The organism is Paenibacillus sp. 23TSA30-6, from assembly GCF_014858585.1.
Lineage (GTDB): Bacteria > Bacillota > Bacilli > Paenibacillales > Paenibacillaceae > Paenibacillus.
The window spans coordinates 106,023-126,401 of the sequence record NZ_SLTL01000011.1 but is presented as its reverse complement, the minus strand read 5'-3'; the positions used below and the strand labels follow the sequence as shown (position 1 = coordinate 126,401).

Below are 20,379 nucleotides of genomic sequence, written 5' to 3'. Positions count from 1 at the left end.
ACTTTGAAATTGTTAACCCTAAATGTACATGCTTGGATGGAAGAAAATCAGCTTGAAAAGCTAAAACAACTGGCCGCTTTTATTCATGAGCAGCAGTTCGATGTCATTGCTTTGCAGGAAGTGAACCAGTCCATAGACGAGGCTCCTTTATCGCCGGACAATTTGGGAGCTTACTATAGTGCTGATCCTGAGGTGGTCATTAAGCGTGATAATTACGCTTATGTGCTGAACGGATTATTGTCCGATACCTATTATTGGACGTGGGCCCCCGCACATATTGGCTTTGCCAAATACGATGAGGGCTTGGCGATTTTGTCCAAAACACCGATTACAGATACGGTGAGCGAATATGTTTCCTCGCTACGGGACTATGACAACTACCGATCCCGCAAAATTGTGGGCGTGCAAACTGGAGTGGATGGAGTATCGGCATGGTTTGTGAGCGGGCACTACAACTGGTGGAATGATGAAGAATCCTTCCGTGGACTATGGGACCGTACAACGGAGGTGTTGAATACTTTTGCACCGACGCCTGTCTTTATGATGGGGGATTTCAACAATGCGGCTGAAGTGCGCCGGGAAGGGTATGACTATGTGCTGCAATCCGGCTGGTCGGACACCTATCCGAACGCAACAGTACGTGATGAAGGCCATACGGTCATCAAAGCCATTGCAGGCTGGGAAAGTAACGCCGAACCGCTGCGGATTGACTATATTTTTTCCAACAAACCCGTACAGGTTCAATCTTCAACTGTCGTGCTGAACGGAAAAACGGGATCAGTCGTATCCGATCATTTCGGGGTTGCAGTTGAATTGGAGCTGTAATGATAGATAAAGGAACAGGCTGCCTGCTTATGCAAGTGGCCTTTTTCTTGAGGATTTCGACCTTAACCGAATGAAGTATTGGATAACAATAGCCATAAGCACCAAAAGCATATTGTAATAAAAAGGGGCATTTATGTTAAAACGTTCAATGAGTACGCCTGCGATGATTGGAGAAACAATAGCCCCTAATTCCGAGAGGGATACAACGTTGCCGATAAATGAACTTCTGTTTTCCTCAGGAATGACATCCCCCAGTTGCGAGTAAAAAGAATCCAGATAGCTGGCTCCGCCAATGCCTCCGATGAACATCCCCAAGTATACGATCCACGGTTCAGTGAACCACAGAAACAAGGTTATTTCCACCATGATCAGCAACAGGCCAATAATACTGAGGATTAAGCGATCTTTGAGCAGATCGGATACTTTGCCCATAAAAGGTGCTGATACAAACGTCGATACCCCGATGATGGTAAAAGCTAGGCTGATTTCTACAGGGCTCCAGTGGAACTTGTAGGTTGCATACACAGAGAAGTACGTTAAAAATATGGCGAATGCACTCATTTCAAGGAAATGAACGGTGGAATAGAGCAGTAGCTGCTTTGTTAAAGTGGTTTTTCTTTTCGGCTCATGAAGGAGCTCGGGCTGTGGCTGAGGTTTGGAAGGAGGACTGGGGAATGTCATTCTAGAAACGGCGACGAACGATACCAATGAAAACATAGCAACGAAATAGAATGGAACAGATAAAGTAAAATAGGAAACAATCACTCCGCTCATGATAGGTCCTAAAATCGTACCTGCCCCTTCGCTGCTGCTGATATATCCATTGAGGATACCTCTATTCTCCGTGGTACTGATCTGGCTGATGGTGACTCTTACAAACACGGTTAATCCTATCGCCACCAAGCCTTGAAGGAGTCTAAGGATGGATAGAATGATGAAGCTTTCTGCAATCGGGAACAAGAGCATACACATAATCTCAGCCAAGAGTAAGCTCAGCCCCAAGCGCTTTGCGCCAATCTTTTCATAAATTCGTCCTGCCAAGCCTCCACCCAGAAATCTTCCCACATAAAATAGAGAAAATAAAATACTCATGCTGAGTGCGGATATGCCGAACTGTTCTACATAAATAGCAAAGAGCGGGAGGATCATACTCCCGCTCATATTAGCAATAAGACTGATGACAATCATACAGACGATATTATGGTTTAAATGTATACGCCTCTTCATATCCTCGAAACCTCTCTTTGAGCTTGCATCATGGGAACCGTTTTTCTGATTACTCCTGATTACGCATGAAGGGCTTCAAATCAAGGTAGGATGAATATGAAGTAAGCAGGCACAAGGGGAGTGAGTTCTCTCATAGGATACGCAGATGTGTTCCTTGCTGTGCCTAATTCTGTACCCATTAAGCGGGAAAGCCCCCTCCAGGCGGCGGCCAAGCTCCATAAATACGGCGCAGCAGCACGATTTCGCCCAAATGATATGAGTTGTGGGAAGCGATATTCCGCAGCAGTCCCGCTTTCGTTTCACCGGGGAAATGGGGGAGTGAATCATCCAGTTGTGCAGTTTCTGCAATCTTTACAGCCTGATCTACGCCCTGTAAAAATTCGTTAATGACAGCTTGCCATGCTTCTTCACTTTGCGGTTCGGTTTCTTCAGGCCAGCTTTCCATTACATTGCCCGGAAGCTGGGGCTTCCGACCTTCCAAATGCTCCAGCATAAATTGCTGCCAGTAGCTCATATGCTTCAACAGTTGATAAATACTGTAGGGCATTTCTGCATTTTTCTTCCCTGCCAGCTCGATGTGGATATCCGGTAAAGCCCGAGCCACTCGAATATGTCCACGTTCACCGACCAGCGATTTAACCAGTGCTTGACCGAATAATTGGTTTGCATCCGACATGTAAGATCATCCCTTTCATAAAAGCTTGTTCTCATTTTACAATTATACAATTAAATTTTTGGAAATGGAAATTCTATAAGCTGCACTAAAGATGCATACGACCCAGATTTCTTTATTCAATTTATAAAGGTTGAAATCCGGGTAAGTAATGCTTCCGAAGCGAGCTTTCCTATGGAAAGCTTTTAAGGCGACCGCTAGCGCTTGTACAGCACCATTCCGCCCACTTCGTTCTTGTTCCACCTTTTTTCGTCTTTAGTTCAGCTTATCTAGCATGGTTTGCGAGGGGATCCAGGATTTTTTTCAAAAAAAGTAGTTGATAATTATTCTCAATGTAGCTACAATAAAATTGTTTCACAAGAAACAAAATATCATGAACGATTATGATTTTTATTTAGATACGAAAATGTTAAAGGGGAGCTTTTCGCATCTTTATATTGTTTCCTTTGAAACAAAATGGTGGTGGGATTATACTTTCATACAAAGGAGCGTGAGACATGGATTATGAAGTGATTATAGCGGGTGGCGGTCCTGTCGGGATGTGGCTGGCTGCTGAGCTGGCATTGGCAAAGGTGAGTGTTTGTGTGATTGAGCGATTAGAGGAAACAAGTCCCTACTCGCGCGCACTTACGTTACATCCTCGGACGCTGGAGATGTTTGATATGCGTGGATTGAAGGAGCGATTCATGGAGCACGGCAAGCCCATAAGTACGGGACATTTTGCCATGCTGGATACACGTCTGGACTTTTCGGTGCTTGACAGCTCCTCGAATTATACCTTGTTTATCCCGCAGGAGATCACCGAGCAGGTACTGGAGGAACATGCGACAAAGCTGGGGGTTGTGATCCGACGTGGGGAAGAAGTGGTGTCTGTGCGGGAACAGGATCAGGGTGTAGAGGTCGTCAGTGTCCGCGCATCCGGTCCGCATGCGAATGTGTCGGTGATGACAGCGGCTTATGTCGTAGGAGCCGATGGGGCGGGAAGTACCGTGCGCAAGCAGGCAGGTATTGCTTTTCCCGGCACGGATACTACTCTGACCGCTGTATTAGCGGATGTAGAGCTGGCCGTTCCTCCTGAAAATGGAATACGTTCCGAATACACAGAGCGGGGTGGGGTGATGATTGCCCCCGTTTCTCCGGATATTTACCGGGTTATTTTGACTACCCCCCATCTGATGCATGTCCCGAAAGACGTACCTGTAACGCTGGAAGAGATTCAGACAGAACTGCGCTATCTTCTCGGTACAGACCTTGGAGCGTCTAATCCCCGCTGGTTGTCCCGATTCGGGAATGCTACGCGGCAGGCCGAAACATATCGCAAGGGCAGAATCCTGCTGGCTGGCGATGCTGCACATATTCATTTCCCGGCAGGTGGACAGGGCATGAATGTGGGTTTGCAGGAGGCGACGAATTTGGGATGGAAACTGGCAGGAGTGATTCACGGCTGGGCTGCGGACACGCTGCTGGATAGCTACCATGGCGAACGCTACCCTATTAATACACAGTTCTTGCGGAATACGGAGATTCAGACCAGCCTGTTGGATTTTACGACTGCTGTACTGGCTCACCGTCAGTTGCAAGAGAAATGGTTCCGTCATACGGAAATCAACCGTTCTATGGCGGAGCAAATTAGTGCGTTGGATGTAGGTTATCCGGCGGCTGAGGGTATGCCGCAGCATCCTCTGAACGGGAAGCGGTTTGCAGATTTCCAATTAAGGCTGTCTGACGGAACAAGAACGTATGCATACGATCTTTTTCATGAGGGCCGTTTTGTGCTGCTTCATCTTGCTCAGGATGCCAAGATAGCGAATGAGCTTCACAAAATTGCACTTTCGCATATCTCATATGTAGAGGCTGTAGCCGAAGAAGCGCCTGTGGGATGGAGTGATGTGCATACGGTTCTGATTCGTCCAGACGGTTATATTGCATGGGCTATTTCCTTGGAACAGACGGACGTGCTGAGAACCATCGGGGAAGGTATCGCGAGCTGGTGTAGCGGAGAACCCGTATTGCTATAATCATATTGTTTCTTGCGAAACAAATTTAAGCTATAATGAAGGGAGGAGTACCCCAAAGGAGTGACCATCCGTTTGTATGGAAAAAGCCACAACCATCCAGCATGTCTATGACCTGCTTATCAAAACTAACCATCAACTGGAGCAGTATCATCAGAGAGAGAGTATGTCTTTTCTCGAAGAAGTCCACGAGCATTTTGACGGGATAGCTTCGCTCAATTTGACCGATATTCACGTTATTGACTGTATCGGAAGGCATGAGCCGATTAATGTTACGGCATTAGCGGATCGGATCGAGCTGAGCAAAGGTACGGTTTCGAAAGTTAGCACCAAGCTGCTCAAGGAAGGCTGGATTCGCAGAACCCAGCTTAACGACAACAAAAAAGAAATTTACTTTCGTCTAACCCCGTTGGGGAAAAAGCTCTTTCTTGTGCATGAGCGGCTTCACGTTAAAGTACAGCATCAGTTGCTTCAATTTTTAGATCGTTACAGCACGGAGGAATTAAATGTCTTGAAACGTTTGTTGTCCGACGGTGTCGGTTTTTTGGAGGCCCTGGAACTCCATGACAAGAGTGAGGAACCAAAAGACTAGAAGATCATCGGCATTTTTCTAACAAAATGGCATCTGCGTAACCCTTTTCATGTGGCGGACACATTAGGGGATATGCAGGTGCTTTTCTAATGCAATAGCCTTTTGGCCTCCATATAGAACACCTGTACAAATTTCTTCGTATTAATACGGGCTTGAGACAGCGAGGGCTCCACATTGTTTTGCAGCTCCAGCATTTTTTTGCGGATTTCTGTAAAATCAAAAAATTTGGACGCATAATTTTCAAATTTAGGGTGAGTGTAATCCGTCAATCCGAGCGACACGATATGGCTTAGCGTCTGGAAAATGGCGCGGCGGACGCGCTGCTCAGATGCCTTGATTTCCTTGCTCAGCTCTGCCGCAGAAGCCGAGCTTCCCAGCCGTTTCAAGGCTACATTCGCGAAGATATCCTTCAGCGGCGGGAACATGTAGGGGGACAGGTTACCCGTTTCCTCCTCATACTGATCCAGATATTCCAGCATGTCCAGCAGATCCATACTCCCCGCTTCGCCGATCATTCCCATTTCGGAGAGCAGAAACTGTCCGGAAGTTGTGATGCTTTTGGTCGGTTCTACCGTTGTCGATGGTCCTGTCGATGCGAACATCGATAGTCCCTGTAGCGTGCGCTGGATATCTGTGATAGATTGCTGCATACGCAAACGTTCGGACACCTTATGAATCACCGCAATAATCTCCAGCCGATTCAAGGGCTTGGCAATGTAGTATTCAATACCGAGTGAGTAGGCCTCGCCGATCATATTTTTAGATTCAATGCGGGAAATCATAATGATTTTGCCGCTGAATTGATCACCGAGCGCGCGTACCGTCTGAATGCCATCACGAATCGGCATCAGCAGGTCAATGAGTAATATATCAATCCGGTTAAGCTCCAGTAGATCGCTGCTCACATAGGAACCGTCCTCCGCTTCCCCGATAACCTCCCCGAGACCTTCATCTTCAATAATGTCTGCCAGCATAGAACGAATTCCCTGATCGTCATCCACAATATAAAAACGCATCCGGGCTATCTTCCTTTCTCCGTCAGTTTCCGTAAAGGCAATGTGACTGTAAAAGTGGTCCGTACCCTGTCTGTGTGTTCTTCTTCATGCTGTTGCAGTACAATCGTTCCTTCGAGGCTCTCCGCGACCTCGCGCACATAAAACAATCCCATACCGGTCGAAGGCTGTCCTTCATCATCATACTTGGTTGTATACCCCGGTGTGAAGACCATTTCCCGTTTGCGCTGAGGAATCCCCGGGCCGTTGTCCGTGACGCTAAAGGTTACAGTGTCCTCTTTTCCCGGTAGAAACCGAATGGAAACGTCAATACTTCCGTTGTCCTTCATCGCTTCAACCGCATTGGCTGTCAGATTATTAATGAGTGTCAAAACCGTATAAACATGCAACTTCGGCAGTAAAGAGTCAACATGCAGGGTGAAATGAATGGGCTTGTCCAGCGCTTGGGCATATTTGCGGTTCGTTCGGACGATCAGCTCCCCAAGCTCCCGAGAAGGCATGTAATGCACTCCGCTTTCCGCATCAATCAGCTTGGACAGCCCGGCAAAAATCCGCTGACTGTCTTTTTTGATCTCATGAACCTGTCCGGAAATACGCAGTGCCTGTCTGGCGTAACGGTCCCTGTCTTCCAGAGATTCAGCCTGCTGCAACTCCCGATATAGCTCGTAGCTTTCACGGGTGATCTGCTCTGTATGCGACAGGGTTTTGCCGAGCTGGACGGACTCCTCGTACAGATCCGATACCAGAAGCAGAATCCGTTCGGTCTGCTCTCTTTGCGCCTCTTCATGCTGAACGGACTGCTTCAGGCGAATGATATTGTAGAACCCGAGCACGAAGAAGCTACGGATCATGGCGATGAGCACCACCTTGCCCATCTTGATGATGTCCCAGAATTCCCCGTCAATGCTCCGCCGGACGCTAAGTTCCGCAACGCTTGCCGCAACCTCAATACCCACGGAGAGGATGCCTACCCGGAGAGCGCGGTAAGGCTCGGCATTAATGTTAAGGACCTGAAAGAGCAGGCCGTAGACCAAGTAATAAAAAAAGGTAGGCCCGTGCAGGGTCACCAGCTCTTCAAAGGAAAGGCCGGAATGGGTAAAATAACTGAGTGAGATACGAAAGGCCACCACGGCTATGCCTGTAAGCAGTCCTGATAATACAGGCGGAATATGACGAATAGATAGCAGAAAGAAAAAAAATACAGGCGTGCCGAAGCTGAGACGAAATGTATTAAAGAAAGGGTGAATATTCAGCTCGCCCGCCAGTGGTACGACCACAAGCATAAGCAGGAAAAGGAGGATATTCAGCTTCATAATTATTCACCTCCTGTGTATTCGATCAAAAAGGCAATGTGAGATAAATTCACAATCCAACATTAAAGTGGTGAATTTATTGAAAAAAAACAAATACAGGTGTAGATAATTGTCGGTTTTTATAGATCAGACTGTAGTATAAATAACACCATTTGAATATTAAGAACAGCATACTGCAAAAATATACAAATCAGCCAGGGGGGACACGAAGTGAAAAAGATTAATTTGACAATGCAAATCTTTATCGGTCTGGCTTTAGGTATTATTATTGGTGCCTTATTTTACGGCAATTCAGGGGTGGAAGTCTACTTAAAGCCGATCGGCGATATTTTTATCCGGTTGATTAAGATGATTGTCGTGCCTATTGTGATCTCAACTCTCATTATCGGCGTAGCCGGCGTCGGAGATATTAAAAAGCTGGGCAAGCTCGGCGGAAAGTCTATTGTGTACTTTGAAATTGTGACGACCATTGCCATCCTTTTCGGATTGCTGGTTGCGAATCTGGTTCGTCCCGGAGACGGTGTAGACATGTCCCACCTGGCCAAAAGTGATATTCATAGCTACGTGGAGACGGCTGAAAAGTCAGGCCACAGCTTTATGGATACGATTGTCCATATTGTTCCTACTAATATTTTTCAAGCGCTGGGCGAAGGGGATATGCTGGCCATTATCTTTTTCTCCGTCTTGTTCGGACTAGGGGTAGCGGCGATTGGTAACAAGGGCAAGCCTGTGCTGAATTTCTTCGAAGGCGTAGCCGACGCTATGTTCTGGGTAACCAATCAGGTGATGCGCTTGGCTCCGTTCGGTGTATTTGCACTGATTGGAACGACAGTAGCCAAGTTTGGCCTGGCCTCATTGTGGCCGTTATTGAAGCTTGTTTTGTCGGTGTACGGCTCCATGCTGCTATTCATTGTGATTGTTTTTGGAATTATCGCCAAGCTCTGCGGTACTCGTCTCTGGACTATGGTCAAAATTTTGAAAAGTGAGCTACTGCTTGCCTACTCAACGGCCAGCTCGGAAAGTGTCCTGCCTAAGATCATGGAGAAAATGGAGAAGTTCGGATGTCCGAAAGGAATTACTTCCTTTGTCATTCCGATAGGATATTCCTTTAATCAGGACGGTTCCACCTTGTATCAGGCGCTGGCTGCGATCTTCATCGCCCAGATGTATGGTATTGATCTGCCGATCACTACACAGATCACGCTGGTGCTGGTGCTGATTATTTCTTCCAAAGGTATGGCAGGTGTGCCGGGCGCTTCCTTTGTAGTTTTGCTCGCTACACTGGGATCAGTGAACCTTCCGCTGGAAGGCTTGGCCTTTATCGCTGGTATTGATCGTATTCTCGATATGGCGCGTACGGTAGTCAATGTATTAGGCAACTCGCTTGCCGCCGTGGTCATGTCCAAATGGGAAGGCGAATACGATAAGGAAAAGGGCGAGGAATATGCCGCTTCTTTGAAATAAAATCGAATAAACCGAATATTTGCCGAAAAGAACACTCTTGCAGAGTAAGTGCGAGGGTGTTCTTTTCGTTTCCAGACCTGTGAGGTTTCTCCCTTTTTCGACCTTTTTCGATATTTTATCTATGGATATTTGGGCATATGGTCTTTAAAAATGGTTCTTTTTACCTAATTAATTTCATTTTTATTTATAATGATTATTGATAATATTCCGATATAAAATATACCGTTTCAAACATTGGTCCAGAAGGGAAGATCATATCATGTTTTTCAAAAAAAACGAGGCTCAATCACTTGCTCCTTTAGTGGAAGAAAGCCGCAAATTGTCGCAAAAAATACAGCAGAAAGACTACTCTGCCGCAATACAACTATCCTCTGCATCTACCGAGGTTCAAGAAATCGCAAACAATGTAAACCAAGCGCTTGAATCCATCAAAAACGAAGCTCGAAACACCGACATTCGTCTGAAACTCGTCACCAAGGCGATTGAAGTCGGCTTATGGGATATGGAGGTCATTGCAGGTGATCCCGTCAATCCAAGTAATACGTTCACATGGACAGATGAATTCCGTTCCATGTTGGGGTATCAGAGCGAAAAAGATTTCCCAAATGTATTGGATAGCTGGGCATCCCGGTTACATCCGGAGGATTATGACTGGGTATTGGCAGCGTTGGCGGATCATTTGCTGGATCATACCGGAAAAACTCCTTATGACATTCAGTATCGCCTAAAGCTGAAGCATGGCGAATACCGTTGGTTCCGTGCGACTGGAACAACGATTCGCGACCATCAGGGAGTACCGCTTCGGATTGCCGGTGCTTTGCTGGATGTGCACGATCAGAAGATCAAGTCCGAGGAGTTGGAGGCCATGGTTACAAGGTATGACCTTGTTAACCGTGTATTAATCGAAGCTCCATACGACATCATTCTGGTTGACGGAGATGTAGAAAATCCAAATAGTGAATTTTGGTGGTCACCGCAATTTCGCAAAACGCTGGGCTTTAGTGATGAGAAAGACTTTCCGAGTGCGCTTAGCAGTTGGAGTTCACGCTTGCATCCAGATGACGTTGAAATAGCGTTTAAAGCGTTGAACGACCATTTGAATGATTTTTCAGATCGCACTCCCTATGAAGTAACTTGCCGCTTGCAGAATAAAAATGGCGAATACCGCTGGTATTATAATAGTGGTGGAAGCATACGTGACAGTAAGGGAGTGCCAATTCGCATGGCAGGTACTATCCGTGATGTAACGATGGAAAAACAAAAGCAGTCTGTTGCGGACGAGCTCACGCTCAAAATACAACATCTCTCTGATTCCATTACGGAAATGGTGAATGGTGTAAACTCGGTTAGTAATCAGGCGCAGGAGTTGGCTACGGCTCAAGAGCAATCGACTGAGGCGGCTAATCAGGCCAAAGATAGCGCGGAAGAGACACAAAACATTTCCAACTTCATCAAAGAGATTGCCAATCAAACGAATCTGCTTGGGCTGAATGCGGCGATCGAGGCATCCCGTGCGGGTGAACAGGGACGCGGTTTTGCTGTAGTTGCGGATGAAGTAAGGAAGCTTGCCATTCACAGCGCCGATGCGACCGGAAATATTGAGACCAGTCTGGACGAAATGAAGACGCTCATCGAGCGGATTTTGCATAACATCGGCAACATGTCTACGTTGACGCAGACACAGGCTGCGCTCACGCAGCAGGTGAATGCATCTACGGACGAGATTAACAGCATGTCCAAAGCATTGCTTGATTTTGCGAGAACGATGTAAGGGTTTATGCAGGAATAAGGTCGGGCATTAGGCTCGGCCTCTTTACTGCTTTTGGAAGAACCATTATACTTTTCGGAGATAGATTTAAAAAGTTACCTCATCATAACTTGTGTGGAAAAGAGGAATATACTTGAGCTTGATCAGTTCAATATTGGTTGGGATTGTTGCTCTGGAGCATGTGTATATTTTAATATTGGAAATGTTTTTGTGGACGACTCCACGGGCGATTCGCACGTTCGGCACCTCCAAGGAGCTGGCGGGAGTGACCAAGCCACTAGCTGCGAATCAAGGGCTGTACAACGGGTTTCTGGCTGCCGGGCTGGTATGGGGGCTGCTGTACCCGGATACTGCGGTAGGGCAACAGATTCAACTGTTCTTTGTGATTTGTGTTCTGGTGGCTGCGATTTATGGTGCATTGACGGCCAATAAATCCATTTTACTGAAACAAGGTTTACCTGCGTTGCTGGCATTAATCAGTTTGCTGGTCTTCTAAAAGACACCCTGATCGGGTGTTTTTTTGCTAATTTCGATCACATAATGTCTGAACTTCTAATGAAAAGGGGAATAGGTAGTTTTTAATTGATTGTAAATCCGATTATTCCGATTTATAATATTTTTTATTACACACTTAGAGAACTCGGAGGCTAGAGACATGCGTCGTAATTGGACTGGTGTATTTGTATTGATCATATTAATGTTGGTGGTAAGTGCTTGCTCTGGCGGGAATTCCGGTTCTTCGTCTGCGACAAATGATAGTGCAGCGAATACAAATGCTACAACAGCTGATAACGGGCAGCCAAAGGAAGGCGGCAGCCTGATCATCGGTGTACAAGCCGATCCGGTGGTGCTGAACCCGAACTATGCGGGTGACCGGGTGAGTCTGACGATAGATCAGGCGATATTCGCACCTTTGTTTCAGGTGAACAACGGCAAGAAGACATTCTATCTGGCAGATAGCCTGTCTCCTTCGGCAGACAAGCTGACGTACACGCTGAAGCTGAAAAAGAATCTGACCTGGCATGATGGTCAAAAGCTGACGGCTGACGATGTTGTGTTCACGATCAATAAAATTTTGGACGAGAAGCAGCACAGCTTTTTGAGAAGTAACTTCATGATCAACGGCAAGCCGGTTCAGGTGAGCAAGGTTGATGATACCACGGTGGATTTCAAGCTTCCGCAGGCAGCTCCTGCTTTTGAGGCGGCACTGGTACAGGTATCCCCGATTCCAAAGCATATTTTCGAGAACGAAGCGGATATTGAGAAAAGCACTAAAAACAACACTCCTGTCGGATCGGGCCCTTTCAAATTCAAGGAATACAAAACCGGCGAGTACGTTTCGCTGGAACGGTTCGATAACTATTTTGGCGGCAAGCCGCATCTGGACTCTGTAACGTATCGAATTGTGAAGGATTCGAATGCTGCGAATTTGGCGCTCCAGAATGGCGAAATCAATGTTAACTATGTAGACCCGCAAAATGTGGAGACGATTAAAGCAACCGGGAAGTTCGACATTTTCCCATACAGCGAAGGCCGCTTGGCTTATCTGATGTTTAATGAGAACAGCGACACGAAGCAGTTGAACAAAAAAGAAGTGCGTCAGGCGCTCTCTTATGCGCTGAATCAGGATGAGTTGATTCAAGTATCTTATGGCTCCAAGGATTATGCGGATACTGCGAAGTCTGCACTGACACAAGACGTGTTGTATCACACGAACGATGTTCCATTTTTTAATAATGATGTGAACAAGGCGAAAGAACTGCTGAAATCGGCTGGAGCTGAAGGACTGAAACTGCGCATTATTATTCCGGGCGGTAATAAGGTACAAGAGGCACAAGCGCTGTACATTCAACAGAAGTTCAAGGATATCGGCGTGCAGTTGGATGTAAACAGCATGGATTCCTCGGCTTGGTCGCAAAAATTCGTCGATACGAATGCCAAGGACTTCGATCTGGCGATCAGCGGCTATATCATGGGTTATGACCCGGACGCGTACCGTATTTTGTACAACACCGGATCTTCCTCCAACTATTCGCATTATTCCAACAAGGAAGTGGATAAGCTGCTGGAAGAGGGCGCGGGAGAGTCGGATACGACCAAACGTGGAGAAATCTATAAAAAGGTACAGGAGCTTTTGGCTGATGATGCCGTCATCTACCCGATTGCTTATACCAAAACGATAGTGGCGTTCGACAAGCAGTATGGCGGTATTGATCAGGCTGTGCTGAAACCGGTCGTAATTTTCGAAGATTTGTCCAAAATTTATCACAAATAAGACAGGGTTTTCAAAAAATAAGCTGGGAGAACCAGCTTATTTTTTTCGAGAACAGCAAGGGGAAGAGAAACGTATGAGACAACTCATCGCCAGAAGATTGCTGCAAGTTATACCGATGCTATTTTTTGTATCCATCGTCTGCTTCGGCTTGATCAAGCTGGCTCCAGGTGATCCGGTTCTCTCTTTTGTTACACCGAATATGCATCTGGAAGATATTGAACGAATGAGGCATAGCTTGGGGCTGGATCAGCCTGCTTATGTGCAGTACATGTTGTGGCTCAAAAAAAGCCTGACGGGTGATCTGGGCTATTCGCTCATTAATCACCAGCCGGTACTGGATCAGATTCTGGATCGCCTCCCGGCTACCGCCGGATTAATGGGTGCATCCATTGTACTGGCTGTGCTGATTGCGATTCCACTCGGCTTGACGGCTGCCGCCAATCGGAACCGCTTGATCGACAAGCTGATTAACCTGATGTCATACATCGGGATTTCTGTGCCGTTGTTTTGGCTTGGCATTTTACTTATTTATTTGTTTGCTATTTATCTGCATTGGCTTCCAAGTACGGGGATGCGTACCATTGGAACGGACTCGGCGCTGGATGTTATCAAGCATGGAATTTTACCATGTTTTGTACTGGCCTTCGGCTTTCTGTCTGTGTATGTGAGGTACATCCGTTCCAGCACGATTACACAGCTCAAGGAAGAGTATGTGCAGATTCAATACGCGTTCGGGTCTGGAAAAAGACTGGTTTTGTTTCGACATGTGCTCAAGCATGTGCTGCTGCCCATCATTACGCTGCTCGGAATGTCGGTTGCGGACCTGGTGGCTGGAGCCATTGTGACGGAGACGGTATTTTCCTGGCCGGGCATTGGCTCGCTGGGCATGACGGCGGTGAAAGGGATGGATTATCCCGTCATCATGGGGATTACTTTATTTTCCGCTCTGCTGCTGATCCTGGGTAATCTGCTTGCAGATATCTTGTACAGCATTGCGGACCCGAGAATTAAATCAACGAGGTGAATTCATGAATCGGAGCAAATGGCGCAACATCGGAATCGAGCTGATGACGAGCAAAATGGGCGCCGTCGCCCTCATACTATTGATCGTATTCTCGCTGGGGGCGATTTTCGCATTTTTATCGCCGCAGGACCCGAATAAATTGAACGTGCTGGAGCGTCTCCAACCACCGGGAGCGGCACACTGGTTTGGGACGGATGATTATGGGCGGGACTATTTTACAAGAGCACTGTACGGCGGACGTGTATCATTGTTGGTAGGCTTCGCGTCCATGATTATTGCGACCAGTATTGGTGCAGTGGTAGGTATTGTGAGCGGATATTTTGGAGGATGGATCGACAATCTGCTTATGCGGGTTTTGGAGCTGATCATGTCGATTCCGTCTTTCTTGGTTATATTGCTGCTGAGTGTGTTTTTGAAGCCGGGCGTCGGCAATATCATTGTCATTATCGCCTTGCTCATGTGGATGAACATTGCCCGGGTGGTTCGGGCAGAGACGATGACGCTGCGGGAACGGGAATATGTGCTGTATGCCAAAGCTTCGGGACAAAGCACATTCGGGATCATCCTGAAGCATATCGTCCCGAACCTGATTCCGGTAATTATCGTGGGGGCGACGAACAATATCGCTTCGGCGATTATGATGGAATCTTCACTGAGCTTCCTCGGCTTTGGTGTGCAACTGCCGAACGCGACATGGGGAAGTATGCTGAATAATGCTCAAGGGTATATTGCACAGGCTCCATATATGGCCTTATTCCCTGGGCTGCTTATTTTACTGACCGTGCTGAGCTTTAATGTCTTGGGGGACGTGCTGCGTGTAGGCTTTGAACCCAAGCTGGTGAAACGATGATTCGCAACCAGCTACAAGAACCATTACCAATGGCTCCAGGAGCGACAGAAAGGAGCGACAACACCACAATGACTGAACATCTGCTGTCCGTCGAACAGCTGGAGGTTTCCTTTTTCACTCGTGAAGGGGAGAATCAGGCGGTTCGAGGGGTTAGCTTTCATATTGATGCTGGAGAAACGGTAGGAATCGTAGGAGAATCCGGTAGCGGTAAAAGCGTTACAGCTAAAGCGATCATGTCCATGATTGCCCCGCCGGGCAAACGGCTGAATGGCGACATTCGTTACCGGGGAGAAAGTCTGACGGCTCTAACGGAAAAGCAATGGCGTAAAATACGCGGGAACCAGATTGCGATGGTCTTTCAGGACCCGATGACCTCGTTGAACCCGGTCAAGAAGGTCGGCTATCATCTGGTCGAGGTGATTCGCAGACACCGGGGACTGAGCAAGGAAGCGGCCACGAAAGCTGCTGTGGAGCTGCTGCGACAGGTGGGGATTACCGAGCCGGAACGCCGGATGAACCAATACCCGCATCAATTCAGCGGGGGGATGCGTCAGCGGGTAATGATCGCGATGGCGCTCTCGTGCAGCCCGGAGCTGCTGATTGCTGACGAGCCGACCACGGCGCTGGACGTGACGATCCAGGCGCAAATTCTGGAGCTGCTCAAGACGTTGAAGCAGCAATCCGACATGGCGATTGCCCTGATCACTCATGATCTGGGCGTCGTCGCCCAGGTGTGCAGCCGTGTCATCGTGATGTACGGCGGCATGGTGATGGAGGAGGGTCGCGTGGACGATATCTTCTATCGTCCGGCCCACCCGTATACGCAGGGCCTGCTGCGCTCTGTGCCGCAGCGCACGAACGGCTTCCGCGAGCGGCTGGTGCCGATTGAGGGCACGCCGCCGGATTTGCTGGACCCGCCGTCCGGCTGTCCGTTCATGGAACGGTGCCCGCACGCCTTTGCCCGCTGTGTAGAGCGGCCGCCGATGGTGGAGCTTCGCCCGGATCAACGGGCGGCCTGCTGGCTGAACGAGCCGGACGCTGTGCCTGCCGGAGTCTACGAGACGCCCGAAGCGGGTCATGCGGAAGGGAGGGTTTAACGTGAGTGAAGCGAGTAATGTATTGGGCGAAAGTCATCCCTTGGTGGAGGTACACCAGCTTAAGAAGCATTTTGTAACAGCCAAGGATCTGTTGGGACGCAGCTCCGAGGTACTCAAGGCGGTTGACGGCGTGAGCTTCCAGATCAAGCGTGGTGAGACGTTCGGATTGGTCGGCGAGTCGGGCAGCGGCAAATCGACGGTTGGACGCTGCCTGACGCGGCTATACGATTATACGGAAGGCACGGTGCGCTTTGACGGTCAGGATATTTCCAAACTGAACGACAAGCAGCTCAAACCACTGCGTCGGCGCATTCAGAGCATTTTTCAGGACCCGTATTCCTCGCTTAACCCCGGTATGAATGTGCTTGATCTGATTGGCGAGCCGATGGACATTCACAGATTGCATCAGGGCAGTGAGCGTAAGGATGCCGTCGTGGCTTTACTTGAAAAGGTCGGGCTGAAGCGGGAGCATTTGTACCGCTACTCGCATGAGTTCAGCGGCGGGCAGCGCCAACGGATATCTATCGCGCGTGCCTTATCTGTGAATCCGGAGTTCATTGTCTGTGACGAGCCGATTTCGGCACTGGATGTGTCCATTCAGGCGCAGGTGATTAATACGCTGGAGGATCTCCAGCAGGAATTCGGGCTGACGTATCTGTTCATTGCCCATGATTTGTCGATGGTGCGGCATATTTCAGACCGGATTGGTGTGATGTATCATGGAAGATTGGTGGAGGTAGCCGACGCGGATGAGCTGTATGAGCAGCCAGCCCATCCGTATACACAGTCGTTGCTGTCCTCTATCCCGGTGCCTGATCCGAGAGCAGCCGGAGGGCGGGACGATTTAGGGGCGAGTTTTGCCCAACCAGACGGTTCTTTGGCATGGGACAAAAATGGTGAGAGTGCCACTGAGCTGCGTGAAATCAGTCCCGGCCATTATGTAGCGTATCCGGTTAACCGTTAGGTTAAGGTTGGTGTACGATGTACGTGATCAATAAGGAGGCACAAAATGATGGCTGAATCGACGAAAAGAGTACGTATTTCCCAATGGGACGCGCTCATGCTGGAATCTTTACGCGCATTAGGCTGGTCTGATGAGGAGCTAATCCGTCGGGTGCAGCACAATGAACTGCCGTCGGACGGACAGTCCGATTTTGATTATGCGGAGCTTGCCACCGGGTTGGCGACTAAAGAGCCGGAGGTGTTTGTCAGCGCGGTAACAGACGGATATCAGATCAAGTACAACACGATACGGGGCGTCCGTTCATGGATTGCTGCTGCGTTTGGGCGGGAGCCTGAGCTGTCACTGGAGGAAGGAAGCGAAGCCGTTACATCCGAGCTGACGAAGGTTGAGTATGCTCGGCTGGAGCAGGTGCTGTCGTTAGGCTGGGTCATACAGGAAGATCGGCCCGCGACTGGAGATGCTGCGGGATTGTACCGAATTGTGCCTGCTTCACAGGCGAATTAAATCCTGGGTATGGAGTAACACACTTTACCAGAAATTGAAACGAGCTGACCGGGGAGGCCAGCTCGTTTTTTTAATGCAATCCTTCTTCATCTTTTTTATACAGCATGACCAGACTATTGTGAATGACCCGTGTCATGCAGTAAAAGAAGGCCGTTCTGGAAGTTTGCATAATGGCTCCCAACAACATGGACATCGATTCCATATGGGAAAAATGTCGGATAAGAATTCGGTTAATAATCCCTTCACCAAACCAGACAAAATATAGCGGAACAATCATCTTTTGAATATAACGAGCTTTGCGCTCCAATTCGGGGTGGAGCGCAAAGTACCTATAAATATGGGTGAATGTATTGGAGAATCCCCACAAGTTAATAAAAGGAATCATGCGAGCCATAGCTCCAACGGTACGAATCGGATAATCGGAATGCTTTTGCCGGATGGCTTTATGTACTTGAACTAGCCAGATCAGATAGGTTACAAAACACATGTAGTACAGAACAAAGCTAAAAACTGTAAATTTTTGCTCCAGCTCGTATAGATGATCGTAATAAAAATCATTTGCATAAATATACACTGCAAAAAACACGCTTCCTTGAACGCCAAGATCTTTGACCGGATGCATTTCTCCCTGCAAAATATACTGTGCAGGCATAGGCCGTGTTCCAATAAAGGCAGCGATAGCCGGGATCAGCAGCAGTGCGAAGATGAGTATACGTTCTTTGTTTATGCCAAATAACCTTTTGAGGAGATATGGATTACGGCTTGGCACCTCATTCACAACCTTTCCATCATTTCTCATACGGATATCATCGGTTGATATGATTAGAAAGGTTACATTTTTCACCATAAATGACCGATAAGAGTATAGTAGCATTCATATTTTATGGTAAATGAGGAAAGGGGATCTTTTAAATCTGATGAGTGAACAAGAAATACATGTGGGTGAATGTGGAGGTGGGACGATTGCTGGCGAACCGAATGCAGCTCCACCACGTCCACAAAGAATTGTTTTGACCTTGGTTACAGGATTTGCTTTATTGATCCTTGGTTTGTTTCTGTCGCTAATCACAGGTATATTTCCTATCAGCTATGCAGAGATATTGGAAGTGTTTTTTTCTTCAAATCCCAATCCCACATTTGTGGAAGTTGTATACCATATTCGTATGCCATTTGCATTGGATATGTTGTTGCTTGGAGGATGTCTGGCCGTTTCAGGAACTCTTTTACAATTACGAACAGCTAATCGGTTTGCATCACCAACCTTAACCGGACTTATGCCTGGGGCAATGGTAGGGCTATGTGTTGTCCTTTTACTTGGGATGGACATGGACTCTTTTGGTAGTATGGCTCTTTGTATTGCAGGAGCGGTGTTTGGGGGATTCATTGTATTTACATTGAATAAAATCCGTTTCATTCGAGGACGGTCTGCGGGGATTCATTTATTCATGATTGGTTTCATTATTGATGTTGTCCTTCGTTCAGCGTCGGGAGTTATTATGCTACTTGGAGAAAATCAGCAAGAGTGGGCAATCTCTCAGGGAGGGTGGGGAATAAGAGAAGGATCATTCACGTTTTGGCTTGCAGTGCTTACAATTCTCGTTGCGGGCTCTGTCTTTGCTTTCCCCAAGCAGCTTAGTCCGTTATACATTCCCTTCGCGATTGTGTTGACCGCCGTTACCGTGTGGGCATGTGGTACCATCGGATATATAGGACTTATTGTGCCTTATTTCATGCGTTGTATGATAGGAAACCGTCCACGGCTTCTCATTTTGGGCTCCGTCTTTTGGGGGGGAGGTCTGTTAATGCTGGCCAAAGTCATTTCCGCTAAAATTAACGAGCCGGTTGGGTTTCCCGTAACCCCGGTGCTGGCCTGTATCGGCATACCCTTTTTGATCTTTATGGTGTGGATAGAATGGAAAAGAAGCTCTCTGCTTGAAAGCAGTAGATTTTGAACGAGAAAACTTTTTCCAGATCACTGGACTGTTATCATAGGTGCTCTGCTAGATCATCAGACGCTCTTTTTTTATGCTATATTTTATACATAAGGAAAATCAGAGAGTTGAGGTGCAGCATGGCAACAATGACTATTGTCGAATCATCCGTTAAACCAGGATTAATGGCTTTTCAGGCAAGTACTGAAGATCAGGCTGAGGTTCAGGAGTTAATTTTACAGACTGCCAGATGGCTGCACAGCAAGGGTTCCACTCAATGGGGCAGGTTATTGAAAGGGAAGGATGATCATAATCTGGGAGACGCTATTTCGCGCGGAGAAGTGATCATTTTCCGAAAATCAGAGGGGCTACCCTTGGCAGGCTCCATGATTCTGCAACAGCAGCCCAGTGCATGGGACCGTAAGTTGTGGGGATTAAATGAAGCGGATTCCGAGCCGGGAACGGCAGTATACCTGCATCGTTTGGTTGTAGATCGCGATAGCACCGGGAAGGGGCTAGGCCGTGAGCTGATGCAATGGATTGAACAAGGCATTCACTTCACAGGCAAGGATCGAATCCGATTAGACTGTATTGCGGGAAATGACAAGCTTAGCGAGTTTTACAGACAATGCGGTTATACGTATATAGGCGAAACGAACGGCTATAATATTTTTGAAAAGATGCTAACAGAGATGTAGAAAAATAAAATCTGAGCTGAGCAAAGGGACGTCTAAACAGATGTCCTTTTTGCTTTTTGAGTCGTGGCATTCTATCCCGATATACGTCTAACCCCGAATTAAAGTGTTTTATAAATGAGGTTTATCGCTATTTAAAACGTCATAAA

19 protein-coding genes are annotated in these 20,379 nt (G+C 47.6%); 14 read left to right on the top strand and 5 right to left on the bottom strand.

Annotated features, from left to right (window positions below):
- Nucleotides 1–3 precede the first annotated feature (3 nt).
- Nucleotides 4–825 carry an endonuclease/exonuclease/phosphatase family protein gene (locus tag E0698_RS12635; RefSeq protein ID WP_192511787.1) on the top strand — a complete coding sequence of 274 codons (822 nt, stop codon included), beginning with the start codon at nucleotides 4–6 and terminating at the stop codon, nucleotides 823–825.
- Between the two features lie 27 nt (nucleotides 826–852).
- On the opposite strand, the gene E0698_RS12630 is transcribed toward E0698_RS12635, so the two are convergent.
- Nucleotides 853–2,052 carry an MFS transporter gene (locus E0698_RS12630; RefSeq protein ID WP_192511786.1) on the bottom strand — a complete coding sequence of 400 codons (1,200 nt, stop codon included), beginning with the start codon at nucleotides 2,050–2,052 and terminating at the stop codon, nucleotides 853–855.
- Nucleotides 2,053–2,230: 178 nt separating this feature from the next.
- A complete protein-coding gene (locus E0698_RS12625) occupies nucleotides 2,231–2,728 on the bottom strand; it encodes a DinB family protein (RefSeq protein ID WP_192511785.1) in 498 nt (165 codons plus the stop codon).
- A gap of 494 nt (nucleotides 2,729–3,222) precedes the next feature.
- On the opposite strand from E0698_RS12625, the gene E0698_RS12620 reads away from it, so the two are divergent.
- Together E0698_RS12620 and E0698_RS12615 are read left to right on the top strand one after the other, a co-directional pair.
- On the top strand, nucleotides 3,223–4,743 hold the full coding sequence (locus E0698_RS12620) for a monooxygenase (RefSeq protein ID WP_149095456.1): 1,521 nt from the start codon (nucleotides 3,223–3,225) through the stop codon (nucleotides 4,741–4,743).
- Between the two features lie 76 nt (nucleotides 4,744–4,819).
- Nucleotides 4,820–5,332 carry a MarR family transcriptional regulator gene (locus E0698_RS12615; protein ID WP_134911580.1) on the top strand — a complete coding sequence of 171 codons (513 nt, stop codon included), beginning with the start codon at nucleotides 4,820–4,822 and terminating at the stop codon, nucleotides 5,330–5,332.
- An 86-nt stretch (nucleotides 5,333–5,418) separates the two neighbouring features.
- Here the strand turns inward: E0698_RS12615 and E0698_RS12610 are convergent, their stop codons facing one another.
- Together E0698_RS12610 and E0698_RS12605 are read right to left on the bottom strand one after the other, a co-directional pair.
- Nucleotides 5,419–6,348 carry a response regulator gene (locus E0698_RS12610; protein WP_149095457.1) on the bottom strand — a complete coding sequence of 310 codons (930 nt, stop codon included), beginning with the start codon at nucleotides 6,346–6,348 and terminating at the stop codon, nucleotides 5,419–5,421.
- A gap of 5 nt (nucleotides 6,349–6,353) precedes the next feature.
- On the bottom strand, nucleotides 6,354–7,658 hold the full coding sequence (locus E0698_RS12605; RefSeq protein ID WP_192511784.1) for a sensor histidine kinase: 1,305 nt from the start codon (nucleotides 7,656–7,658) through the stop codon (nucleotides 6,354–6,356).
- Between the two features lie 210 nt (nucleotides 7,659–7,868).
- On the opposite strand from E0698_RS12605, the gene E0698_RS12600 reads away from it, so the two are divergent.
- From E0698_RS12600 to E0698_RS12560, 9 genes are all read left to right on the top strand, one after another.
- Nucleotides 7,869–9,122 carry a cation:dicarboxylate symporter family transporter gene (locus E0698_RS12600; RefSeq protein WP_134911577.1) on the top strand — a complete coding sequence of 418 codons (1,254 nt, stop codon included), beginning with the start codon at nucleotides 7,869–7,871 and terminating at the stop codon, nucleotides 9,120–9,122.
- Nucleotides 9,123–9,381: 259 nt separating this feature from the next.
- Nucleotides 9,382–10,893, top strand: coding sequence for a methyl-accepting chemotaxis protein (locus E0698_RS27315; RefSeq protein ID WP_192511783.1), 1,512 nt, complete (start codon nucleotides 9,382–9,384; stop codon nucleotides 10,891–10,893).
- Between the two features lie 130 nt (nucleotides 10,894–11,023).
- A complete protein-coding gene (locus E0698_RS12590; protein WP_192511782.1) occupies nucleotides 11,024–11,386 on the top strand; it encodes a DUF1304 domain-containing protein in 363 nt (120 codons plus the stop codon).
- 159 nt (nucleotides 11,387–11,545) lie between these two features.
- On the top strand, nucleotides 11,546–13,165 hold the full coding sequence (locus E0698_RS12585) for an ABC transporter substrate-binding protein (RefSeq protein WP_192511781.1): 1,620 nt from the start codon (nucleotides 11,546–11,548) through the stop codon (nucleotides 13,163–13,165).
- 73 nt (nucleotides 13,166–13,238) lie between these two features.
- On the top strand, nucleotides 13,239–14,189 hold the full coding sequence (locus tag E0698_RS12580; protein ID WP_192511780.1) for an ABC transporter permease: 951 nt from the start codon (nucleotides 13,239–13,241) through the stop codon (nucleotides 14,187–14,189).
- 4 nt (nucleotides 14,190–14,193) lie between these two features.
- Nucleotides 14,194–15,039, top strand: a complete 846-nt coding sequence (locus E0698_RS12575) for an ABC transporter permease (RefSeq protein WP_149095463.1) — start codon at nucleotides 14,194–14,196, stop codon at nucleotides 15,037–15,039.
- A 68-nt stretch (nucleotides 15,040–15,107) separates the two neighbouring features.
- Complete coding sequence (locus E0698_RS12570; RefSeq protein WP_192511779.1) at nucleotides 15,108–16,136, top strand: ABC transporter ATP-binding protein; 1,029 nt, start codon at nucleotides 15,108–15,110, stop codon at nucleotides 16,134–16,136.
- A complete protein-coding gene (locus E0698_RS12565; protein ID WP_149095464.1) occupies nucleotides 16,117–17,100 on the top strand; it encodes an ABC transporter ATP-binding protein in 984 nt (327 codons plus the stop codon). The genes E0698_RS12570 and E0698_RS12565 overlap by 20 nt, the downstream gene beginning before the upstream one ends.
- A 48-nt stretch (nucleotides 17,101–17,148) precedes the next feature.
- Nucleotides 17,149–17,604 (top strand): hypothetical protein, encoded by a 456-nt coding sequence (locus E0698_RS12560; RefSeq protein ID WP_192511778.1) that lies wholly within the window; start codon nucleotides 17,149–17,151, stop codon nucleotides 17,602–17,604.
- Between the two features lie 70 nt (nucleotides 17,605–17,674).
- Here the strand turns inward: E0698_RS12560 and E0698_RS12555 are convergent, their stop codons facing one another.
- Nucleotides 17,675–18,403, bottom strand: coding sequence for a hypothetical protein (locus tag E0698_RS12555; protein ID WP_238353977.1), 729 nt, complete (start codon nucleotides 18,401–18,403; stop codon nucleotides 17,675–17,677).
- A gap of 118 nt (nucleotides 18,404–18,521) precedes the next feature.
- Between E0698_RS12555 and E0698_RS12545 the strand changes: the two genes are divergently transcribed.
- Together E0698_RS12545 and E0698_RS12540 are read left to right on the top strand one after the other, a co-directional pair.
- The gene (locus E0698_RS12545) at nucleotides 18,522–19,556 is read left to right on the top strand and encodes an iron chelate uptake ABC transporter family permease subunit (protein WP_192511777.1); all 1,035 of its coding nucleotides are present in this window, start codon (nucleotides 18,522–18,524) and stop codon (nucleotides 19,554–19,556) included.
- A 119-nt stretch (nucleotides 19,557–19,675) separates the two neighbouring features.
- Nucleotides 19,676–20,233: a GNAT family N-acetyltransferase gene (locus tag E0698_RS12540; protein ID WP_192511776.1), complete on the top strand. Its 558-nt coding sequence runs from the start codon at nucleotides 19,676–19,678 to the stop codon at nucleotides 20,231–20,233.
- Nucleotides 20,234–20,379: the final 146 nt, after the last annotated feature.

Excerpts from the sequence above, each read along its gene's own strand:
- E0698_RS12630 (WP_192511786.1), bottom strand. The coding sequence starts at position 2,052 with ATGAAGAGGCGTATACATTTAAACCATAATATCGTCTGTATGATTGTC.
- E0698_RS12625 (WP_192511785.1), bottom strand. The coding sequence starts at position 2,728 with ATGTCGGATGCAAACCAATTATTCGGTCAAGCACTGGTTAAATCGCTG.
- E0698_RS12620 (WP_149095456.1), top strand. The coding sequence starts at position 3,223 with ATGGATTATGAAGTGATTATAGCGGGTGGCGGTCCTGTCGGGATGTGG.
- E0698_RS12615 (WP_134911580.1), top strand. The coding sequence starts at position 4,820 with ATGGAAAAAGCCACAACCATCCAGCATGTCTATGACCTGCTTATCAAA.
- E0698_RS12610 (WP_149095457.1), bottom strand. The coding sequence starts at position 6,348 with ATGCGTTTTTATATTGTGGATGACGATCAGGGAATTCGTTCTATGCTG.
- E0698_RS12605 (WP_192511784.1), bottom strand. The coding sequence starts at position 7,658 with ATGAAGCTGAATATCCTCCTTTTCCTGCTTATGCTTGTGGTCGTACCA.
- E0698_RS27315 (WP_192511783.1), top strand. The coding sequence starts at position 9,382 with ATGTTTTTCAAAAAAAACGAGGCTCAATCACTTGCTCCTTTAGTGGAA.
- E0698_RS12585 (WP_192511781.1), top strand. The coding sequence starts at position 11,546 with ATGCGTCGTAATTGGACTGGTGTATTTGTATTGATCATATTAATGTTG.
- E0698_RS12580 (WP_192511780.1), top strand. The coding sequence starts at position 13,239 with ATGAGACAACTCATCGCCAGAAGATTGCTGCAAGTTATACCGATGCTA.
- E0698_RS12575 (WP_149095463.1), top strand. The coding sequence starts at position 14,194 with ATGAATCGGAGCAAATGGCGCAACATCGGAATCGAGCTGATGACGAGC.
- E0698_RS12570 (WP_192511779.1), top strand. The coding sequence starts at position 15,108 with ATGACTGAACATCTGCTGTCCGTCGAACAGCTGGAGGTTTCCTTTTTC.
- E0698_RS12565 (WP_149095464.1), top strand. The coding sequence starts at position 16,117 with ATGCGGAAGGGAGGGTTTAACGTGAGTGAAGCGAGTAATGTATTGGGC.
- E0698_RS12560 (WP_192511778.1), top strand. The coding sequence starts at position 17,149 with ATGGCTGAATCGACGAAAAGAGTACGTATTTCCCAATGGGACGCGCTC.
- E0698_RS12555 (WP_238353977.1), bottom strand. The coding sequence starts at position 18,403 with ATGAGAAATGATGGAAAGGTTGTGAATGAGGTGCCAAGCCGTAATCCA.
- E0698_RS12545 (WP_192511777.1), top strand. The coding sequence starts at position 18,522 with ATGAGTGAACAAGAAATACATGTGGGTGAATGTGGAGGTGGGACGATT.
- E0698_RS12540 (WP_192511776.1), top strand. The coding sequence starts at position 19,676 with ATGGCAACAATGACTATTGTCGAATCATCCGTTAAACCAGGATTAATG.